16 protein-coding genes are annotated in these 14,330 nt (G+C 61.1%); 7 read left to right on the top strand and 9 right to left on the bottom strand.

Annotated features, from left to right (window positions below; all coding sequences use genetic code 11):
- Positions 1-244: 244 nt before the first annotated feature.
- The gene (locus AS026_RS43795; protein WP_245307325.1) at positions 245-547 is read right to left on the bottom strand and encodes a polysaccharide lyase family protein; all 303 of its coding nucleotides are present in this window, start codon (positions 545-547) and stop codon (positions 245-247) included.
- A 209-nt stretch (positions 548-756) separates the two neighbouring features.
- Between AS026_RS43795 and AS026_RS32055 the strand changes: the two genes are divergently transcribed.
- Entirely contained in the window at positions 757-1,656 is a 900-nt protein-coding gene (locus AS026_RS32055; protein WP_028746930.1) for a LysR family transcriptional regulator, read from the top strand.
- Positions 1,657-1,711: 55 nt separating this feature from the next.
- Here the strand turns inward: AS026_RS32055 and AS026_RS32050 are convergent, their stop codons facing one another.
- The 8 genes from AS026_RS32050 to AS026_RS32015 form a co-directional block, all read right to left on the bottom strand.
- Positions 1,712-2,548, bottom strand: coding sequence for a VOC family protein (locus AS026_RS32050; protein WP_028746929.1), 837 nt, complete (start codon positions 2,546-2,548; stop codon positions 1,712-1,714).
- A 12-nt stretch (positions 2,549-2,560) separates the two neighbouring features.
- The gene (locus tag AS026_RS32045) at positions 2,561-3,778 is read right to left on the bottom strand and encodes an MFS transporter (protein ID WP_062374511.1); all 1,218 of its coding nucleotides are present in this window, start codon (positions 3,776-3,778) and stop codon (positions 2,561-2,563) included.
- A 40-nt stretch (positions 3,779-3,818) separates the two neighbouring features.
- Positions 3,819-4,499, bottom strand: coding sequence for a cupin domain-containing protein (locus AS026_RS32040; RefSeq protein WP_028746927.1), 681 nt, complete (start codon positions 4,497-4,499; stop codon positions 3,819-3,821).
- On the bottom strand, positions 4,486-5,529 hold the full coding sequence (locus AS026_RS32035; RefSeq protein ID WP_037075246.1) for an alcohol dehydrogenase: 1,044 nt from the start codon (positions 5,527-5,529) through the stop codon (positions 4,486-4,488). Before AS026_RS32035 ends, AS026_RS32040 begins: the two co-directional genes overlap by 14 nt.
- A complete protein-coding gene (locus tag AS026_RS32030) occupies positions 5,526-6,689 on the bottom strand; it encodes a flavin monoamine oxidase family protein (protein WP_235777063.1) in 1,164 nt (387 codons plus the stop codon). Before AS026_RS32030 ends, AS026_RS32035 begins: the two co-directional genes overlap by 4 nt.
- Before the next feature lie 31 nt (positions 6,690-6,720).
- Positions 6,721-7,002, bottom strand: a complete 282-nt coding sequence (locus tag AS026_RS32025) for a hypothetical protein (protein ID WP_028746925.1) — start codon at positions 7,000-7,002, stop codon at positions 6,721-6,723.
- Between the two features lie 148 nt (positions 7,003-7,150).
- Positions 7,151-8,074 (bottom strand): transcriptional regulator GcvA, encoded by a 924-nt coding sequence (gene gcvA / locus AS026_RS32020; protein WP_028746924.1) that lies wholly within the window; start codon positions 8,072-8,074, stop codon positions 7,151-7,153.
- A gap of 52 nt (positions 8,075-8,126) precedes the next feature.
- On the bottom strand, positions 8,127-8,843 hold the full coding sequence (locus AS026_RS32015; RefSeq protein ID WP_028746923.1) for a GntR family transcriptional regulator: 717 nt from the start codon (positions 8,841-8,843) through the stop codon (positions 8,127-8,129).
- A 227-nt stretch (positions 8,844-9,070) separates the two neighbouring features.
- Between AS026_RS32015 and AS026_RS32010 the strand changes: the two genes are divergently transcribed.
- The 6 genes from AS026_RS32010 to AS026_RS31985 all read left to right on the top strand — a co-directional run bounded on the left by AS026_RS32010 (position 9,071) and on the right by AS026_RS31985 (position 14,324).
- Positions 9,071-9,901: a substrate-binding periplasmic protein gene (locus tag AS026_RS32010; RefSeq protein WP_028746922.1), complete on the top strand. Its 831-nt coding sequence runs from the start codon at positions 9,071-9,073 to the stop codon at positions 9,899-9,901.
- A 77-nt stretch (positions 9,902-9,978) separates the two neighbouring features.
- Positions 9,979-10,758, top strand: a complete 780-nt coding sequence (locus tag AS026_RS32005) for an amino acid ABC transporter ATP-binding protein (RefSeq protein ID WP_028746921.1) — start codon at positions 9,979-9,981, stop codon at positions 10,756-10,758.
- A 12-nt stretch (positions 10,759-10,770) separates the two neighbouring features.
- A complete protein-coding gene (locus AS026_RS32000; RefSeq protein ID WP_028746920.1) occupies positions 10,771-11,439 on the top strand; it encodes an amino acid ABC transporter permease in 669 nt (222 codons plus the stop codon).
- Positions 11,440-11,451: 12 nt separating this feature from the next.
- Positions 11,452-12,117, top strand: coding sequence for an amino acid ABC transporter permease (locus AS026_RS31995; RefSeq protein ID WP_028746919.1), 666 nt, complete (start codon positions 11,452-11,454; stop codon positions 12,115-12,117).
- A 28-nt stretch (positions 12,118-12,145) separates the two neighbouring features.
- Entirely contained in the window at positions 12,146-13,024 is an 879-nt protein-coding gene (locus AS026_RS31990; protein ID WP_028746918.1) for a dihydrodipicolinate synthase family protein, read from the top strand.
- A gap of 67 nt (positions 13,025-13,091) precedes the next feature.
- On the top strand, positions 13,092-14,324 hold the full coding sequence (locus tag AS026_RS31985) for an NAD(P)/FAD-dependent oxidoreductase (RefSeq protein WP_028746917.1): 1,233 nt from the start codon (positions 13,092-13,094) through the stop codon (positions 14,322-14,324).
- Positions 14,325-14,330 lie beyond the last annotated feature (6 nt).

The following is a 14,330-nucleotide window of genomic DNA, read 5'->3' as shown; positions in this document are numbered from 1 at the left end:
TCACCGAGATTGCCTGAGCACAACCAGTTAGGCCTGATGCCGACAAAGGTGCTGTTCCATGGGCGAGGTCCTCGGTGTCATGACCGACCGACAGCATCTGATTTTTCATCAGGGAGAAGAGCTGCGCCGGCTTGACGAGCGTATGGGCATTGCCGAAACCTGGTTCCACCGGCGCGCTCTCCTGCCCGGCGATGAAAACGCGGCAAAGGACGTTTTTCGGATCACGGTTCGGATCCGCGTTGTCCTATTCGATCGAGACTGTAAAGGCGCGACCATTGAACCCCTGGGCAAGGATAGGGGCATCTCGGAGAGAATTTGTTTGTCTCCATTGGCCGATCACAAATCGTGCAGTGGTCGGCGTTATGCTTGCATCGACGAACATGTCGAAACGGTACCAAATGTCGGTGCCCAATGGCGCCAGAACCTTTTCGGCTTCCCAGAGCTCGGAGCGTTCACTGCCATCGCGATCGTAGGTGCCGTCTTCACGGGCGCAGCCCTTGGGATGCCAGGCAAAGGCCAGCACGTTATTTTGCGGATACCGCGTCACGCCAATGCCTGAGATCAGCGTAGTCTTGCTGGGTGCGGAATATGGTCATCGGGGAAGACCGTTTCGGGGTCGCCGGGGTAGACCAGCGTCGGAATGTTCCAGTTCCCGAGTGTAAAATCCGCCGCCGTGGCCCTTATGGGCGCGGCCAAATCGCAGTTCATTATGAATGGAAATGGTATGAATTCATATGCTCATGAACGGGGATCATAATGATAGATCGGCAGCATCTGGCGATCCTGAGAGAAGTCAATCGTCACGGCAGCGTCACCGCAGCGGCCGAGAAGATGAACGTCACACAATCGGCTCTGAGCCACACGATCGCCAAGTTCGAGGATCGGCATGGCATCAAGATCTGGATGAAAACCGGCCGCGGCCTGCGCCTGACGCAAACGGGCGAATACCTGCTCACCGTAGCCGAGCGGATTCTGCCGCAATTGGAACATGCCGAACGGGTCCTCACCGACTTCTCATTGGGACGACGAGGAGCGCTCCGCGTCGGCATGGAATGCCATCCGTGCCAGCGCTGGCTCTCGAGAATGGCGACACCCTATCTGGCGCGGTGGCCCGACGTGGATTTCGACGTGCGCACCGCTTTTCGTTTCGACGGGGTCGAGGCGCTGCTGGGTTATGAAATCGACCTGCTGATAACTCCAGACCCGGTAGAGGCGCCGGAGCTGCTGTTCACGCCCGTGTTCGATTACGAGCTGGTCCTTATGGTGCACGAGTCCCATCCTCTTGCCGGCAGGACATGCGTGCAACCGCACGATCTGCTCGACGAAGAGCTGATCACAGTCCCCGTCACCCTGGAGCGACTGGACATTTACACCCGGTTTCTCGTTCCCGCCCATTGCCGGCCCCGTCAGCACAGGACGGCCGAAACTGTCGACCTCATGCTGCAACTCGTTTGCGCGGGCAGGGGGGTCACCGTCCTTCCGGACTGGTTGCTGCAAGAGGATGGGGCGGGAATGCCGATACGGGCACTCAGCCTGGGCGAGGCAGGGATTCAGAAGAGCATCAACCTCGGCGTCAGGCGCGGCGAGGAGACGACCTCCTACATTAATGGCTTCCTGACGCTTGCCCGGGAGATGGGCCGCATACCCCTGGCGTGATCGCTGGATGCCTGGTGAGGCAGTTTCGTTCGCCGCGCGTTTGTGCCTGTCGCATTCAGCCGCCCGAGACAAAGCCGATCGCCACGCCAAAGGCGTCTTCGGGCTTTATGGTGATGCGATTGCCCTCGGCGGTAAAGGGAACGCCCGCTGTCGAGAGCAACTGCCGCTGCCGCGTCAGATCGGGAATGGCGATCGTGTAGCCTGTAAACCCACCATCCTCGTCAGACTTTTCCACGTTCAGCCGGCCGCCCAGCAAGGCATAACCTGTCCGATTGCGGTCCTGCGTGGCGGAGACGCCAGTAAAATCCGCGAGGAAACCTGCATGCTTGTCGGGGTCTTCAGTCGTCAGAGTGACGGCGACCACATTGGTTGCGCCATTGGGGTGATTTTGAAATTCCGCATTCCAGAAGTTCTCGGGAAAATGCTGCTGGCAAACGAAGAAGGAAGCGTTCGGAATGTTTGGATCCATGGCAAAGGCCAGCGTGAAGGCAACATGCGTCTCGCCGCCATCCGGCCGACGCCCTTTCCGCTCAAAGAAGACGGGTTCGAAGTCACCGATTCCCTTTTTCAAAAACGCCGCTGCATCGGCCTTCGCATCTGCGCTGTCGAGGACGAACATGGCAAAGCCTTCGCGCGCTTGCAGGTAATCCCGCAGGAAACCGCCGAAGCTGAACCGGCCCGGTGCGTGTGGTGGTATCATGCCCGGGTCGTCGCCGATCGCGATCAATTCGATGAAGGAAGAACCGAACTGAACAAGCCGGTTGTCGGTGCCCCACGGGTGACGGTTGCGCGCACCGAGCCGGAAGCCCAAGCGCTCGTAAAAGCGGGCGGCGGCCTCAAGATCATGAACCGCAAGCACAATGTGATCGATGCGACGGCCGGAAACCGACATTCCAGTCCTTCCTTATCTGTTGCCGGGTAAGCTGGCGGCACGCCATACGAGCGGAACAAGGATAAAAGCTACGGCCGGTAACACCAGCCAATTGATCGTGCTCCAGCCTGAGCTGTGGAGCAGCGAACCTGCGAAAAAGGAAGCACAGGCTACTGTCCCGAACACCATGAAATCATTGGCACCCTGCGCTTTGCCACGTTCGGATGGCGAATGGCACTCAGCAACCATCGCTGTTGCGCCAATGAAGCCGAAATTCCAGCCGAGCCCCAAAAGGATGAGCGATCCCCAGAAGTGCGCGATATCGAGACCACTGAGCGCAATGAGCGCCGAACCGCCGATCAGGAGAAGTCCCGTCGCCGCCATACGCTCTTTGCCGAAGCGCGCCATGAGGCGGCCAGTGAAGAAGCTTGGGCCGAACATGGCGAGAACGTGCCAGTGAATGCCGAGCGATGCGGAATCGACGGAATGGCCGTGCCCGGCCATGGCCATTGGTGCGGCCGTCATCACGAACGTCATCAGCCCGTAAGAGACGACGCCGGTCGCCACGGCCAATAGATAGCGCGGTGAGGCCAGCATCTGGGCAAGCGGGCGGTTCGCAGCGGCGGTGGCATGGACAGCGGCGGGAGCCGCCGGGCGGCGCAGAGCCAAAAGGATCGGCACCGCGAGCAAGGCGAGCATCGCCTGGCTGAGGAAGCTGCCGGCAAAGGCATGTCCCGGCAGAGCGTTACGCGTCCAGATGACAAGCTGCGGTCCTATGATGGCAGCGATCAGCCCGCCCACCATCACGCGTGATATTGCGCGGTCACGTCCGGCGCCAGTCAGGCCGTCGGTCGCCGCAAAGCGGTAGCTCTGGACATAGGCTGAATAGAAACCCGCCATCAACGTGCCCAAGCAGAAGATCACGAAGCTCGATCGGACAATGCCGATCGTGGCAACGATGCCTGCGATCGTGCCGAGCGTGGCACCCAGGATATATCCGGTGCGCCGCCCGAACCGGCGCATGACTGCCGCAGCCGGCAGCGTTCCCAAAGCAAGCCCGAGGTTGAGCATGCTGACCGGCAAGGTTGCTGCGGCCGGATCGGACGCCAGATGCTGGCCGACGAGCCCGCCGAGCGAAATGACGCTGGGAGAATTGGCGCCTCCGAGCGACTGGGCCGCCGTTAGAACCCAGACGTTCCTTGAAGCCGCCACATCTATCCTGTCGCGGAACGTCGCCTCGACGATCCCCATCGGCTTGTCCTTCTCAATAGCTTGGTTTGTGACGCGTGGGCTAGGCAGGCATCGGCAGCACATCGGCGTGCTGAAGAGGGGCGTCCTTGATCCAGATTTCGGCGCCGTCCGGGCCGGTCACCGCCTCAAGTGGACTGCCTGCAGGCAAGCGTCCCCAGCATAGCGGCTCCAGGGGCTCGCCCTGCGATAGAAGGCTGCCGGACAGCACCAGAAATTCGAGGCCACGGCGATTTTCGACGGCGATGGCGGAGTCGGGCTGCCAGGTCTCGATCGAAACGCGTTCGGTGATATCCTCGAAGAGAACACGCGCCGCATGGGCGCTGGCGCGCAATGCGGCCGCTTGACCCTCGCCCGGCCGCCGGACGATCTGCGTACTGTCGCCCTGACGAAACTGCCAGAGGCGCACGAAGATCACGCAGCCCTCCTCCGACGCCGGTACGTGTGAGGTGCCGGGCGGATTGCGGAAATAACATCCGGCCGGATAATCACCATGCTCGTCTTGGAACGTCCCCTCGAGCACGAGTATCTCTTCGCCACCGCTATGGACGTGGGACGGGAAAGCGCTGCCCGGCGCGTAGCGCACGATGGAGGTCGCGCGCGCAACTTCACGGCCGACCCGGTAGAGCATGCGCCGGTCGACGCCGGCGGCGGGGCTCGGCACCCAATCGAGATTGGCCGCGTGGACGATGACCGGCTTGGTCAGGTCTTCATTGATCCGCATTGGTCTGGTCTCCCATCGTCAGAACGATCCGGAATTTCGCCTCACCAGAACGCATTCTTCGGACCGCTTCGGCGGCCTGCTCCAACGGCATGGTTTCGATCATCGCCCGCACCCCGGTCAGGACGCTGAAATCCAGCGTCCTCTCGTTTTCGAACGGGGAGCCAGTCATCGAGCCGATGACACCTCGCTCTGCGCCTACCAGATATCCGGTCGAGACTGGCAGCGGATCCTTGCCGACGCCGAGCACGATCAGGCGGCCTTCCGGTGCAAGTGCGGGCATCAAAACCGAGACGGCTTCCGGGTTGCCGGTGGTGGTCAGGATTGCCTTCGCCCCGCCCATCGCATTCAAAGCCTCGGCGGCGTTTTCTATGTTCGTGTCGATGTAACGATGGGCGCCAAGCGTCGCCGCATCTTCGGCAATATCGTCGCCCCGACCCACCGCGACCACGCGGAAGCCCATCTTGCGGGCATATTGCAGCGCCATGTGGCCGAGCCCGCCAATTCCGAGAACGGCAACGGTATCGCCTGCCTCCGCGCCCGACTTCTTCAAAGCATTGAAGGTGGCGATGCCGGCGCAAAGGATCGGTGCTGCCTCTTCCGATGAAAGCTCGTCCGGAATGGAAACGAGTCCAGTCGCGCGCGCAATCAACATTTCCGCATAGCCGCCGTCGCAGGAGGATCCGAGAACGGGCTGGTTGCGGCAGAGATTGAAACGGCCGCGGCGGCATTCATTGCACTCGTTGCAATGCCCGCCGAGCCGGCCCACGCCGACGCGCTGGCCAAGCCTCCAGATCGAAGGCGCGTTTGAACCAAGCGCGATGATGCGGCCTACCACTTCGTGACCAGGAACGCGCGGCGGCTGTAGTTTCCTGTCAGCCTTGTCGATGTCGCTGGCATCCGCGCCGCAGATGCCGCAGGCTTCAACCGCAATCAGCGCCTCGTTGTCGCCCGGCGTCGGTGCCGGTCGGTTCACAAGCTCAAGGCCGCCGGATGAGGATACCTGCATCGCCCGGTAGGTTGTTGTTGTCATGATCTGCTCCTGTCCTCGCGTTCCAAAATAGGTGATAAACGATCTTCGTCTCGCCAGGTGATCAGGGTCGTGGCTGCGCGCGCACCGGCTTCGATGGCGCCAGCCAGATAGCCGGGGTCGTCGATTGCTGTTTCGCTGCCGGCCAAGCTGATCCAGCTCCGCCAGGTCTGATCGACCCATTCCCGCGGGCTGCCTTGAGGATGATCGCCAGCCATCCTGTCCAAAGACGTCGCGGTCAGCGGATCGTCGGCCCAGTCCTTGTAGAGCGTCGAAATCGGAGCCAGGGCTTGCGGTCCGAACAATTGCCCAAGCTGTGTAATCGAGGCGCTGATGATGGCATCGCGACCGGCCTGACCTCGGGCGGGCGCCGGGACGCCGACGAAGCCGAAGAGGGCCGCCTTTCCAGAAGCGGTCGTCGCATCATGGATCTCGACGAGCGGGCCGACCATGCTGCGGGCGGCGCCGGAAAGCCCGGCTTCGCGCCAGAAGGGCCGGTCATAGAGAGCGAAGATTTTGGCATGCGGCGCCATCCAGGTCGGCGTGTCCCGCCAAATCTTAAAGATCAGATCCGCCGGCGTGGGATCGAGAACGATCGTCTCAGCGAGCAATCGCGGCGGCAGCGCGAGGATCACATGGGACGCCGTTATCTCGTCGGCAGAGCCGACGGTCCCGGCGAGCCGCACCTTGAGTCGATCTGCTGTTTGTGCGATGCGGCTTACTGTCGCGGCGAGCCGCAATGACGCCTGCGGGAGACGCCCCGAGAGAGCCGAGACAATGGCTCCGGTACCGCCGGAGAGCCGCATCGAAATCGGCTCTTGCCGCATCGTGCCGTAGCGCTCGGGTGCGGTTTCGCGTGAGCGCTGAAACACCAGCGCGCCGTCGGAATATTGGGGAAAAAACGAAAGCCCCAGTTCACGCGCAAATTCCTGGACCGTTGGATGCATGTCGGGCCAGAACCAGGAAGGACCGAGATCGAATCCGTCAGACGAAACATCGGTTTGCAGGTCAGCCGTCAGGATGTGGCCCCCCAGCCGATCCCGTGCCTCGACCAGGGTAAAGTCGAGTCCGTTGCGATGAAGGTGGTAGGCTGCCGTGAGCCCGGCAAGGCCGCCGCCAACGATGACTACCGTCTTGGATAATATTGTTGTCATTGAAGCCATGGGCGGACCTTCGGCTCGATCTCACTGCGGTTCAGACGACGGCGTAAATGCGAATGTCCGGCGCTGCTGCGAGCAGCGGCTTCAATCCAGTGACGACGTCGTCATTGAATAGCGCACTTTCGAGATAGGCCGTGGCGTCGTCGACGCTGTTGAACCCGTGGAGAACCTGCACGTCATCGTCCCGGATCAGGAGTTCCTTGGAGGTTGCGCCGGCGACTTCGGTAAGGAACGTTTCCTTGTATTTCTGATAGACGCCCACGGCAGCGCGACGGTTCTCGGCGGCAATCTGCAGGGTGATTTGGAGATAAGCCATGAGTCATCCTTTCGCTGGGCGCGCGGCAAGGAGATCGTCCCGCGACAATGCCTGTGCGCCGTTTGTTGCGCCCGGATGGCCGGCTTGACAAATGAGAGTTTCTTGGGCGCGGCAAAGAAAATCTTTGGTGCGCTGCGTCGCGACCGGGTTAGGATCGTGCCGTGCCTGCCTCTTCAAGCAGCCAGTTGCGAAAGGCCTGCAGTTTCGGCAGCGACGCATACTGCCCCCGGTAGACGACATAATATGCGAGCCGCGAGGGAACGATGACGTCCGGGAAGAGGCGCTGGAGCCGGCCCGCGGCCAGATCGTCATGGGCCAGGATACTGCGCGCCAGCGCCACGCCCTGCCCCTCGATCGCGGCCTGCAGGACGGCAGCGGAATTATCGATCCGCATGCCTCTTTGCGGCTGGGTGTCGGATACGCCGGCGGCTTGCAGCCAGCGGTCCCAGGTGACAAAACCGATGGCCGGATCCACGGAGAGATCGTGGATGAGCGTCTGGCGTGTCAGATCAGCCGGGACGTTCAGGCTTCCGATGTCTGAAAACCTGGGCGAACAGACCGGAAAGATTTCCTCGTCCATCAGCTTTTCGGCGATCAGGTCCGGCCAGCTTCCGTCTCCGTAGCGCACGCCGATATCGATGCCGTGTGCCTTGTAGTCGACGAGCTTCAAGCTCGTCTCGAGCCGGATGTCGGTCTCCGGAGATCTGGCCTGGAAGCGATCGATGCGGGGCAATAGCCATTTGGCGGCGAACGCAGGACTGACGGTCACGTTGAGGATGCCGCTTGTCGCGGATTCCCGAAGACGCTCCAGTCCAATAACCAGCTGATCGAGCCCTGCCCTGATGTCGGGAAGGGCATGCTCGGCGTGTTCGGTCGGGGTGAGCCTCGCCTTTCCGGTGGTGGTGCGATGAAAGAGCGGCATTCCGAGCCAATCCTCCAACCCGCGCACCATCTGTCCGACCGCGGCTGAGGTGACCTTGAGTTCTTCGGCAGCTCCAGAGAAGCTGCCATGACGTGCGCTGGCCTCAAAGGCACGTAGCGCGTTCAGATAGACCGGTGACTTTCTGTTCAAGACACGTTCTTAAGTTTTGAGGCGAGGGGTTCCTTTCGTCTGCCGAACCACCTTACTCCGCCGCCGACAAGGGTCTCAGGGTGACGTCAGTGGTATAGTTTTCCCGCATGAACTCAATGAAGTTCTTTTGGAATTGCCTGGTATGAGCGTGGGCGAGATCGTCTGCGCGGTCGACATCCTTGGCCTTGATCGCATCCAGCATCAGCTGATGCTCATCGGTCAAGAGATAGCCTTCGTGCGTACGCTCGAGGTATTCGAAATGCAGGTGCAACATGCGCTGTCCTTGCGAAAGCAATCTTTCGTAGAAGGACGCGAGATACGGATTGCGGCCCGCTTCGGCAATCGCCATGTGAAACCGTTTGTTCGCCTCTGACATGGCGAGATGATTGCCTGTCTTCACCGCGGCCTCGAATTCCTTCGACCGCTTTGAGATCACCTTGAGGTCGGCATCCGTTCTGAGCGCTGCCGCAAGGCGCGTGTTCATTCTCTGGGCAATGTCGAGCGCTTCGACATATTTTGGAAAAGTCGCGACTTCGATGGGGGCGACAATCGTGCTGCGGTTGGCGAGCGTCACGACCAGATCGTCGCTTGCCAAACGGATCAGCGCCTCGCGGACCGGTGAGCGCGACATATCGAACCGCTCGGCCAGCGTCATCTCGTCAAGAAGCTGTCCGGGCTGCAACACGAGGGCGAGGATTTCATTTCGCAACGTCGTGTAGATGTCCTTCCAGCCGCTTCCTCGTGGCCTTTTGGCCTCTTGCTCTTCCATTGGATCGCCTCTTCTACCTGCTCATCAAAGGCATAGCGCCAATTTGAGCCCCTGTCGACATGTTGTCTGTCAAAGAAACTTTGTCGACACGCAGTTTTTCCGCTTGACAATGTCGATTCCCTGTCGACATATATGCAGCGGTCGACAGCCAGTCGACAAAAGAAAAAAAGTCCGGCGACAAGCCGGCGGAGGAACCGCGCCCAAGTGCGCAACAAATGAGGATTGTCATGTTGAAAACTTTGATAGCGTCCGCCTTGCGGGCGATGCCGGCTGCTGCGCTTGCTTTTGGCCTTGCCCATGCCGCCCAGGCCCAACAGGCAGAGGGATATTGGCAAGGCGTGCAGAAGGCCGGCGTTCTGCGCTGCGGCGCGGCGGTTGCACCACCTTACGTCATGCGCGATCCGGCTTCCGGCGAATATTCCGGCTTCTTCGCTGATCTTTGCCGCGAATTGGCCGACACGCTGCAGGTAAAGCCCCAATTCGTCGATACGACCTGGGACAATATCGTGGCGGGCCTTCAGGCCGGCAAATGGGACGTGTCGCTTGCACTGAACCGGACGCCAGCCCGCGCAATGGCGGTGCAGTTCTCGATCCCGGCGATGGAATACCAGATCTCGCTTGCCTACAACAAGAATAACCCGAAGGTTTCGGCCGGCGCCAAGTCCGTCGCGGATATCGACAAGGAAGGCGTGACGCTGGCCGTCATGTCCGGCACTGCACAGGACAAGGCAATCTCCGCCGCCATCAAGAAGGCGACGATCATGCGCCTGCCCACCAACGACGAAACCCGGCTGGCGGTGGTTTCCAAGCGCGCCGACATTCTCGTCGATGCCTCGGACACCAACCAACTCTTCACCCAGTCCAATCCCGACTGGGCCGTTGCCCTCAATCCGGAGCCGGCGCTTGCCAAGCAGGGTGTCGCCTTCGGTCTTCCCCATCAGCTCTCCTCGGCCGACAAGGAAGTGGTCGACATCTTCCTTGAAGAACGCGTCGCGACCGGACATGTCGACGACCTGATCCGCAAGGCGGTTGACGAAACCCTCAAGACATCCAACTGACGCTTTAGCGGGGCCGCCCATCTCGCGGACGGCCCTTTTTACGCCTCACAACGATAACGAATTCAGGGGATTGCGCCATGTCGACGCCATCAATGGCTCCGCTTGTCAAAATGGAAGGCCTGCATAAGAGCTATGGCGGCGGCGCCGTCAAAGTCCTGCAGGGTCTCGACATCGAGATGAAAGCCGGCGACCGCGTCGTCGTCATCGGCCCGAGCGGTGGCGGCAAGTCGACGCTGCTGCGGGTCCTCATGGGCCTCGAGAAGATCGATCGGGGCTCCGTGACCTTCGGCGGCAAGCCGTATATTTCGACGAACGGCAACGGCAAGACCGACATAGACGCCAAGGTTCGCCGTTCGATCGGCATGGTGTTCCAGCACTACACATTGTTCCCCCATCTCGACGTCATCGGCAACCTGATCCTGGCTCCGATGAAGGTGAGGGGCGAAAAGAAGGCCGCTGCGCAGGAGCGCGCCATGGGGCTTCTCACCCGCTTTGGCCTTGCTCAGAAAGCCAACTTCTATCCGGCGCAATTGAGCGGCGGCCAGAAGCAGCGCGTTGCCATCGCCCGCGCCTTGATGCTTGACCCGAAGCTGATGCTCTTCGACGAAGTCACCAGCGCGCTGGACCCGGAGCTTGTCGCCGAGGTCGAGCAGGTCATCCTGCAACTCGCCAAGCAGGACATGCCGATGGTGATCGTCACCCACGACATGTGGTTCGCCAAGAACATTGCCTCCCGCGTCATCTTCTGCGCCGGCGGCGTGGTCGTCGAGGACGGCCCTCCGGAACAGGTCCTCGGCTCGCCTAAGGAAGAGCGCACCCGTGAATTCATCGAGCGTGTCTTCCATATCAAGCACTAGGAGACCGGCGTCATGGACTACAGTTTCGATTTCCAGTCGGTTTTCCGAAACATTGGGCCTCTGTGGGACGGTCTTTGGGTGACGATCGAACTGACGCTGGCTGCCAATGTCGTCGGCCTCACCCTCGGTTTCGTCCTCGCGCTCCTCATTATGACCCGTTGGGCGGCGGTGCGCTGGCCGTTCATGCTGTTCGTCGAATTCTTCCGCTGCACGCCGGCAATCGTCCAGATCGTCTGGTTCTTCTACTGCGTGCCGATGCTGTTCGACGTCTTCCTCGGACCGATGACGATGGGCATCATGGCGCTCGGTCTCAACCTCGCGGCTTTCAACGCCGAAGCGTATCGCGCTTCGATTCAAGCGGTTCCGCGCGAGCAGCTCGACGCCGGCGTGGCGCTTGGTCTCAATCCGTTCCAGCGGATCGCCTATATCGTCCTGCCCACCGCCGTGCGCAATTCTATCCCCGTCCTTCTGACCAATGGGATCGGCATATTCCAGCAAAGCGCGCTCGTGGCCATCGTCGCGATCCAGGATCTCATGTACCAGGGAAAGACGCTGGCAACCCAGACCTATCGTCCGATCGAGACCTTTACCATCGTCGCGCTGGTTTATTTCGCGGTCTCTTTCCCCATCTCGCAAATCGTCGGCTATCTCGAACGCCGCCGCGAAGTCATGGCAAGCTGAGGGAGTGGAACAATGACGTACAATTTCGCCATCATCCTCAAATTCCAGCACGCGCTGCTGCTCGGTCTGTGGATGACTCTCAAGCTGACGTTGATCTGTGCGGTGCTCGGCTGCGCCCTCGGCTTCCTCTTGTCGCTCGCCCGAACCTCCAAAAATCCGGTGCTTCGCGGTGCCTCGAGCGTTTATGTGGAGTTCTTCCGCGGCACTCCGGTCCTCATCCAGCTGTTCTGGATATTCTTCTGCCTGCCGCTTCTCTTGGGCTTCGAACTGTCCAACTTGGCGTCGGGCGTCATCGCGCTGACCCTTTACACCGGCGCGATCACCAGCGAGACCTTTCGTGCTTCGCTGAAATCGGTCGGTCGAGAGCAACTCGACGCCTGCGTGGCGCTCGGTCTTTCCGCCTGGACCAGGACAACCAATGTCGTCCTTCCGCAGGCTGTGTTGCGCGCCGCGCCCACGCTTCTGTCGAATGTCGTCTCGCTGTTTAAGGAGTCGGCATTGGTTTCCGCCGTCGGCATGGCAGACCTGATGTTCGTCGGCCAGAATATTTCCAACAACACGGCCCATCCGGTTGAAGTCCTGACAGCCGTCGCGCTGATTTACTTCGTCATTGCCTTTCCGTTGACGCGGGCGGTGACGGTTCTCGAACAACGCATCCTCAGACGTCTTGCCGTCTGACCCGCCCCGACCCAAGATGGAGAAGAAGATGAAACTCACTGGCGTCATGCCCGCCCTCGTCACCCCGTTCGACGCAAACAACAAGATCGACTTCAAGGCGTTCGAGAAGCTGCTGGTCCACCTGCGCGAAGCCGGCGTGACCGGTTGGGTGCCGAACGGCTCGACCGGAGAATATTTCAGCCAGTCGACCGAAGAGCGCCGTGCCGTGCTGCAGTTCGTCAAGGACTTCGCGAAGCCCGGTGAGATCCTGATCGCCGGCAGCAACGCACCGGCAACCCGGGAAGTGATCGAGCAGACCGCAATGGCCAAGGAGATCGGCTATGACACGGTTCTCCTCGCTCCGCCCTTCTATACCCGTCCGACGCAGGAAGAACTTATCAGGCACTATGAGACCGTGCTCGACGCCGTCGACGTCAATCTGGTTCTTTACAGCTATCCCGCCAAGGATGGCTCGGACATTAGCTTCGAACTGATGGACCATTTCGCTGACAACCCGCGCGTCATCGGCATCAAGGAAAGCTCCGGCGTCCTTCAGCGTGCCGTGGACATTGCCAGCCGCTACGAAGGCAAGATCCAGCTGGTCAGCGGCTCCGACGACATCGCGCTCGACTTCATGTTCTGGGGCGCGGAGAGCTGGATTTGCGGTCCGTCGAACTGCATGGCGAAAGCCTGCTGCGACCTCGACCGCACTTTCCGCTCTGGCGATCTCGCCAAGGCTCGCGAGCAGATGAAGACGCTCTACCGCGCCATGAATATCCTGGAAAGCGGCAAGTTCGTTCAGAAGATCAAGTATGGCTGCGAACTGCAGGGCCTGCCGGTCGGCGAATGCCGCGCACCGCTTGGGTCCCTGACCGATGCCGAGAAGGCAGAATTCCGTGCCGCCATGGAGCCGATCCTGAACTGGTAAGCCAGGGCAGCCGGGCGACAAAACTCGCCCGGTCAATTCCATGTATTTTGATGGGAGAGACTGCAGCATGACCACCGTGGTTGTCGGTGCGGGCATTATTGGGACGGCCATTGCCTACGAGCTGCAAAAGCGTGGCCGGCAGGTCGTCCTGCTCGACAAGGGCGAGGTCGGGCGGGGCGCGTCCTATGGCAACATGGCGTCGATCGCGGTCACCGAGTTCATGCCGGCTTCACGGCCGTCGATCTGGAAACAGATCCCGGGTTGGATGCTCGATCCCGAGGGACCGGTTCGTGTCCGCCCCGCCTATATGCCCAGATTGCTGCCCTGGTTCGCGCGCTTCGTTGCTGCCTCACGCCCGGCCAAGCTGCGGCAGCTCGAGGCTGAGGGCGCCGTCCTCTGCAAGCGGGTTTATGACGATCTCATGCCGCTGCTCAAGGAGACAGGGCTGGAAGGCGAACTGACCGAAGAAGGATGCCTGTCGCTCTATAGCAACGAGGCTGAATTCCGCGCCGATCGCGAACATATCGATATCCTCGAACGCTTCGCTTTCCCTCATCAGCTTCTAACGGGCGCGCAAGCGCGGGAACTTGAGCCGGCTTTGTCGGACAGCATCGGCATCGCCGTCCTCTTTCCGCAAAATCGCAGCCTGCGAGACCCGTTTCGTCTGGTTCAGCGCCTCGCAGAACGCTTTGTCGCGCTTGGCGGCGAAATCCGGCGCGGCGCCGTTGCCGGTTTCGAGCGATCCGACCGCATCACGGCCGTGCGGCTCATCGGGGGTGATCCGATAGCCGCCGAGGAGGTCGTGATCGCGGCCGGCGCTTATAGCGGCCGCCTGTCGAAGATGCTCGGCGAGCCAATGCCGCTCGAAACCGAGCGCGGCTATCACACCCAGATCATGTCGCCCGGCATTACCATGCGCCACTCGATCATCTGGCCGGCGCGCGCCTTCATGGTGACGCCCACGGCCGGCGGCATCCGCGTCGGCGGCACGGTCGAGATGGCGGGCCTCGATGCCGCGCCCGACTATCGCCGGTCGAAGATCACCGTGCGGCGCGCGCAGACGGCTCTGCCGGATCTGCGCTGCGCGAACTTCACCGAATGGATGGGGCATCGCCCGGCTTTCCCGGACACTGTACCGGTCATGTCCGCGTCGGCCAAAGTGCCAGGTGTCTTCTATGCCACCGGCCACGGCCACCTCGGCGTCACCTATGCCGCAACCACCGCCCGTTTGATGGGCGATCTGATCACGGGCGCAACTCCGCCCATCGATATGCGTCCTTACCGCGTCGACCGCTTTTGAGAGGAG

It is taken from the genome of Rhizobium altiplani (assembly GCF_001542405.1).
Lineage (GTDB): Bacteria > Pseudomonadota > Alphaproteobacteria > Rhizobiales > Rhizobiaceae > Rhizobium > Rhizobium altiplani.
This window is presented reverse-complemented; position numbering and strand designations above follow the sequence as displayed.

What these genes read in the sequence shown, in the direction of transcription:
- AS026_RS32055 (WP_028746930.1), top strand. Translation starts at nt 757, where the DNA reads ATGATAGATCGGCAGCATCTGGCGATCCTGAGAGAAGTCAATCGTCAC.
- AS026_RS32050 (WP_028746929.1), bottom strand. Translation starts at nt 2,548, where the DNA reads ATGTCGGTTTCCGGCCGTCGCATCGATCACATTGTGCTTGCGGTTCAT.
- AS026_RS32045 (WP_062374511.1), bottom strand. Translation starts at nt 3,778, where the DNA reads ATGGGGATCGTCGAGGCGACGTTCCGCGACAGGATAGATGTGGCGGCT.
- AS026_RS32040 (WP_028746927.1), bottom strand. Translation starts at nt 4,499, where the DNA reads ATGCGGATCAATGAAGACCTGACCAAGCCGGTCATCGTCCACGCGGCC.
- AS026_RS32035 (WP_037075246.1), bottom strand. Translation starts at nt 5,529, where the DNA reads ATGACAACAACAACCTACCGGGCGATGCAGGTATCCTCATCCGGCGGC.
- AS026_RS32030 (WP_235777063.1), bottom strand. Translation starts at nt 6,689, where the DNA reads ATGGCTTCAATGACAACAATATTATCCAAGACGGTAGTCATCGTTGGC.
- AS026_RS32025 (WP_028746925.1), bottom strand. Translation starts at nt 7,002, where the DNA reads ATGGCTTATCTCCAAATCACCCTGCAGATTGCCGCCGAGAACCGTCGC.
- AS026_RS32015 (WP_028746923.1), bottom strand. Translation starts at nt 8,843, where the DNA reads ATGGAAGAGCAAGAGGCCAAAAGGCCACGAGGAAGCGGCTGGAAGGAC.
- AS026_RS32010 (WP_028746922.1), top strand. Translation starts at nt 9,071, where the DNA reads ATGTTGAAAACTTTGATAGCGTCCGCCTTGCGGGCGATGCCGGCTGCT.
- AS026_RS32005 (WP_028746921.1), top strand. Translation starts at nt 9,979, where the DNA reads ATGTCGACGCCATCAATGGCTCCGCTTGTCAAAATGGAAGGCCTGCAT.
- AS026_RS32000 (WP_028746920.1), top strand. Translation starts at nt 10,771, where the DNA reads ATGGACTACAGTTTCGATTTCCAGTCGGTTTTCCGAAACATTGGGCCT.
- AS026_RS31995 (WP_028746919.1), top strand. Translation starts at nt 11,452, where the DNA reads ATGACGTACAATTTCGCCATCATCCTCAAATTCCAGCACGCGCTGCTG.
- AS026_RS31990 (WP_028746918.1), top strand. Translation starts at nt 12,146, where the DNA reads ATGAAACTCACTGGCGTCATGCCCGCCCTCGTCACCCCGTTCGACGCA.
- AS026_RS31985 (WP_028746917.1), top strand. Translation starts at nt 13,092, where the DNA reads ATGACCACCGTGGTTGTCGGTGCGGGCATTATTGGGACGGCCATTGCC.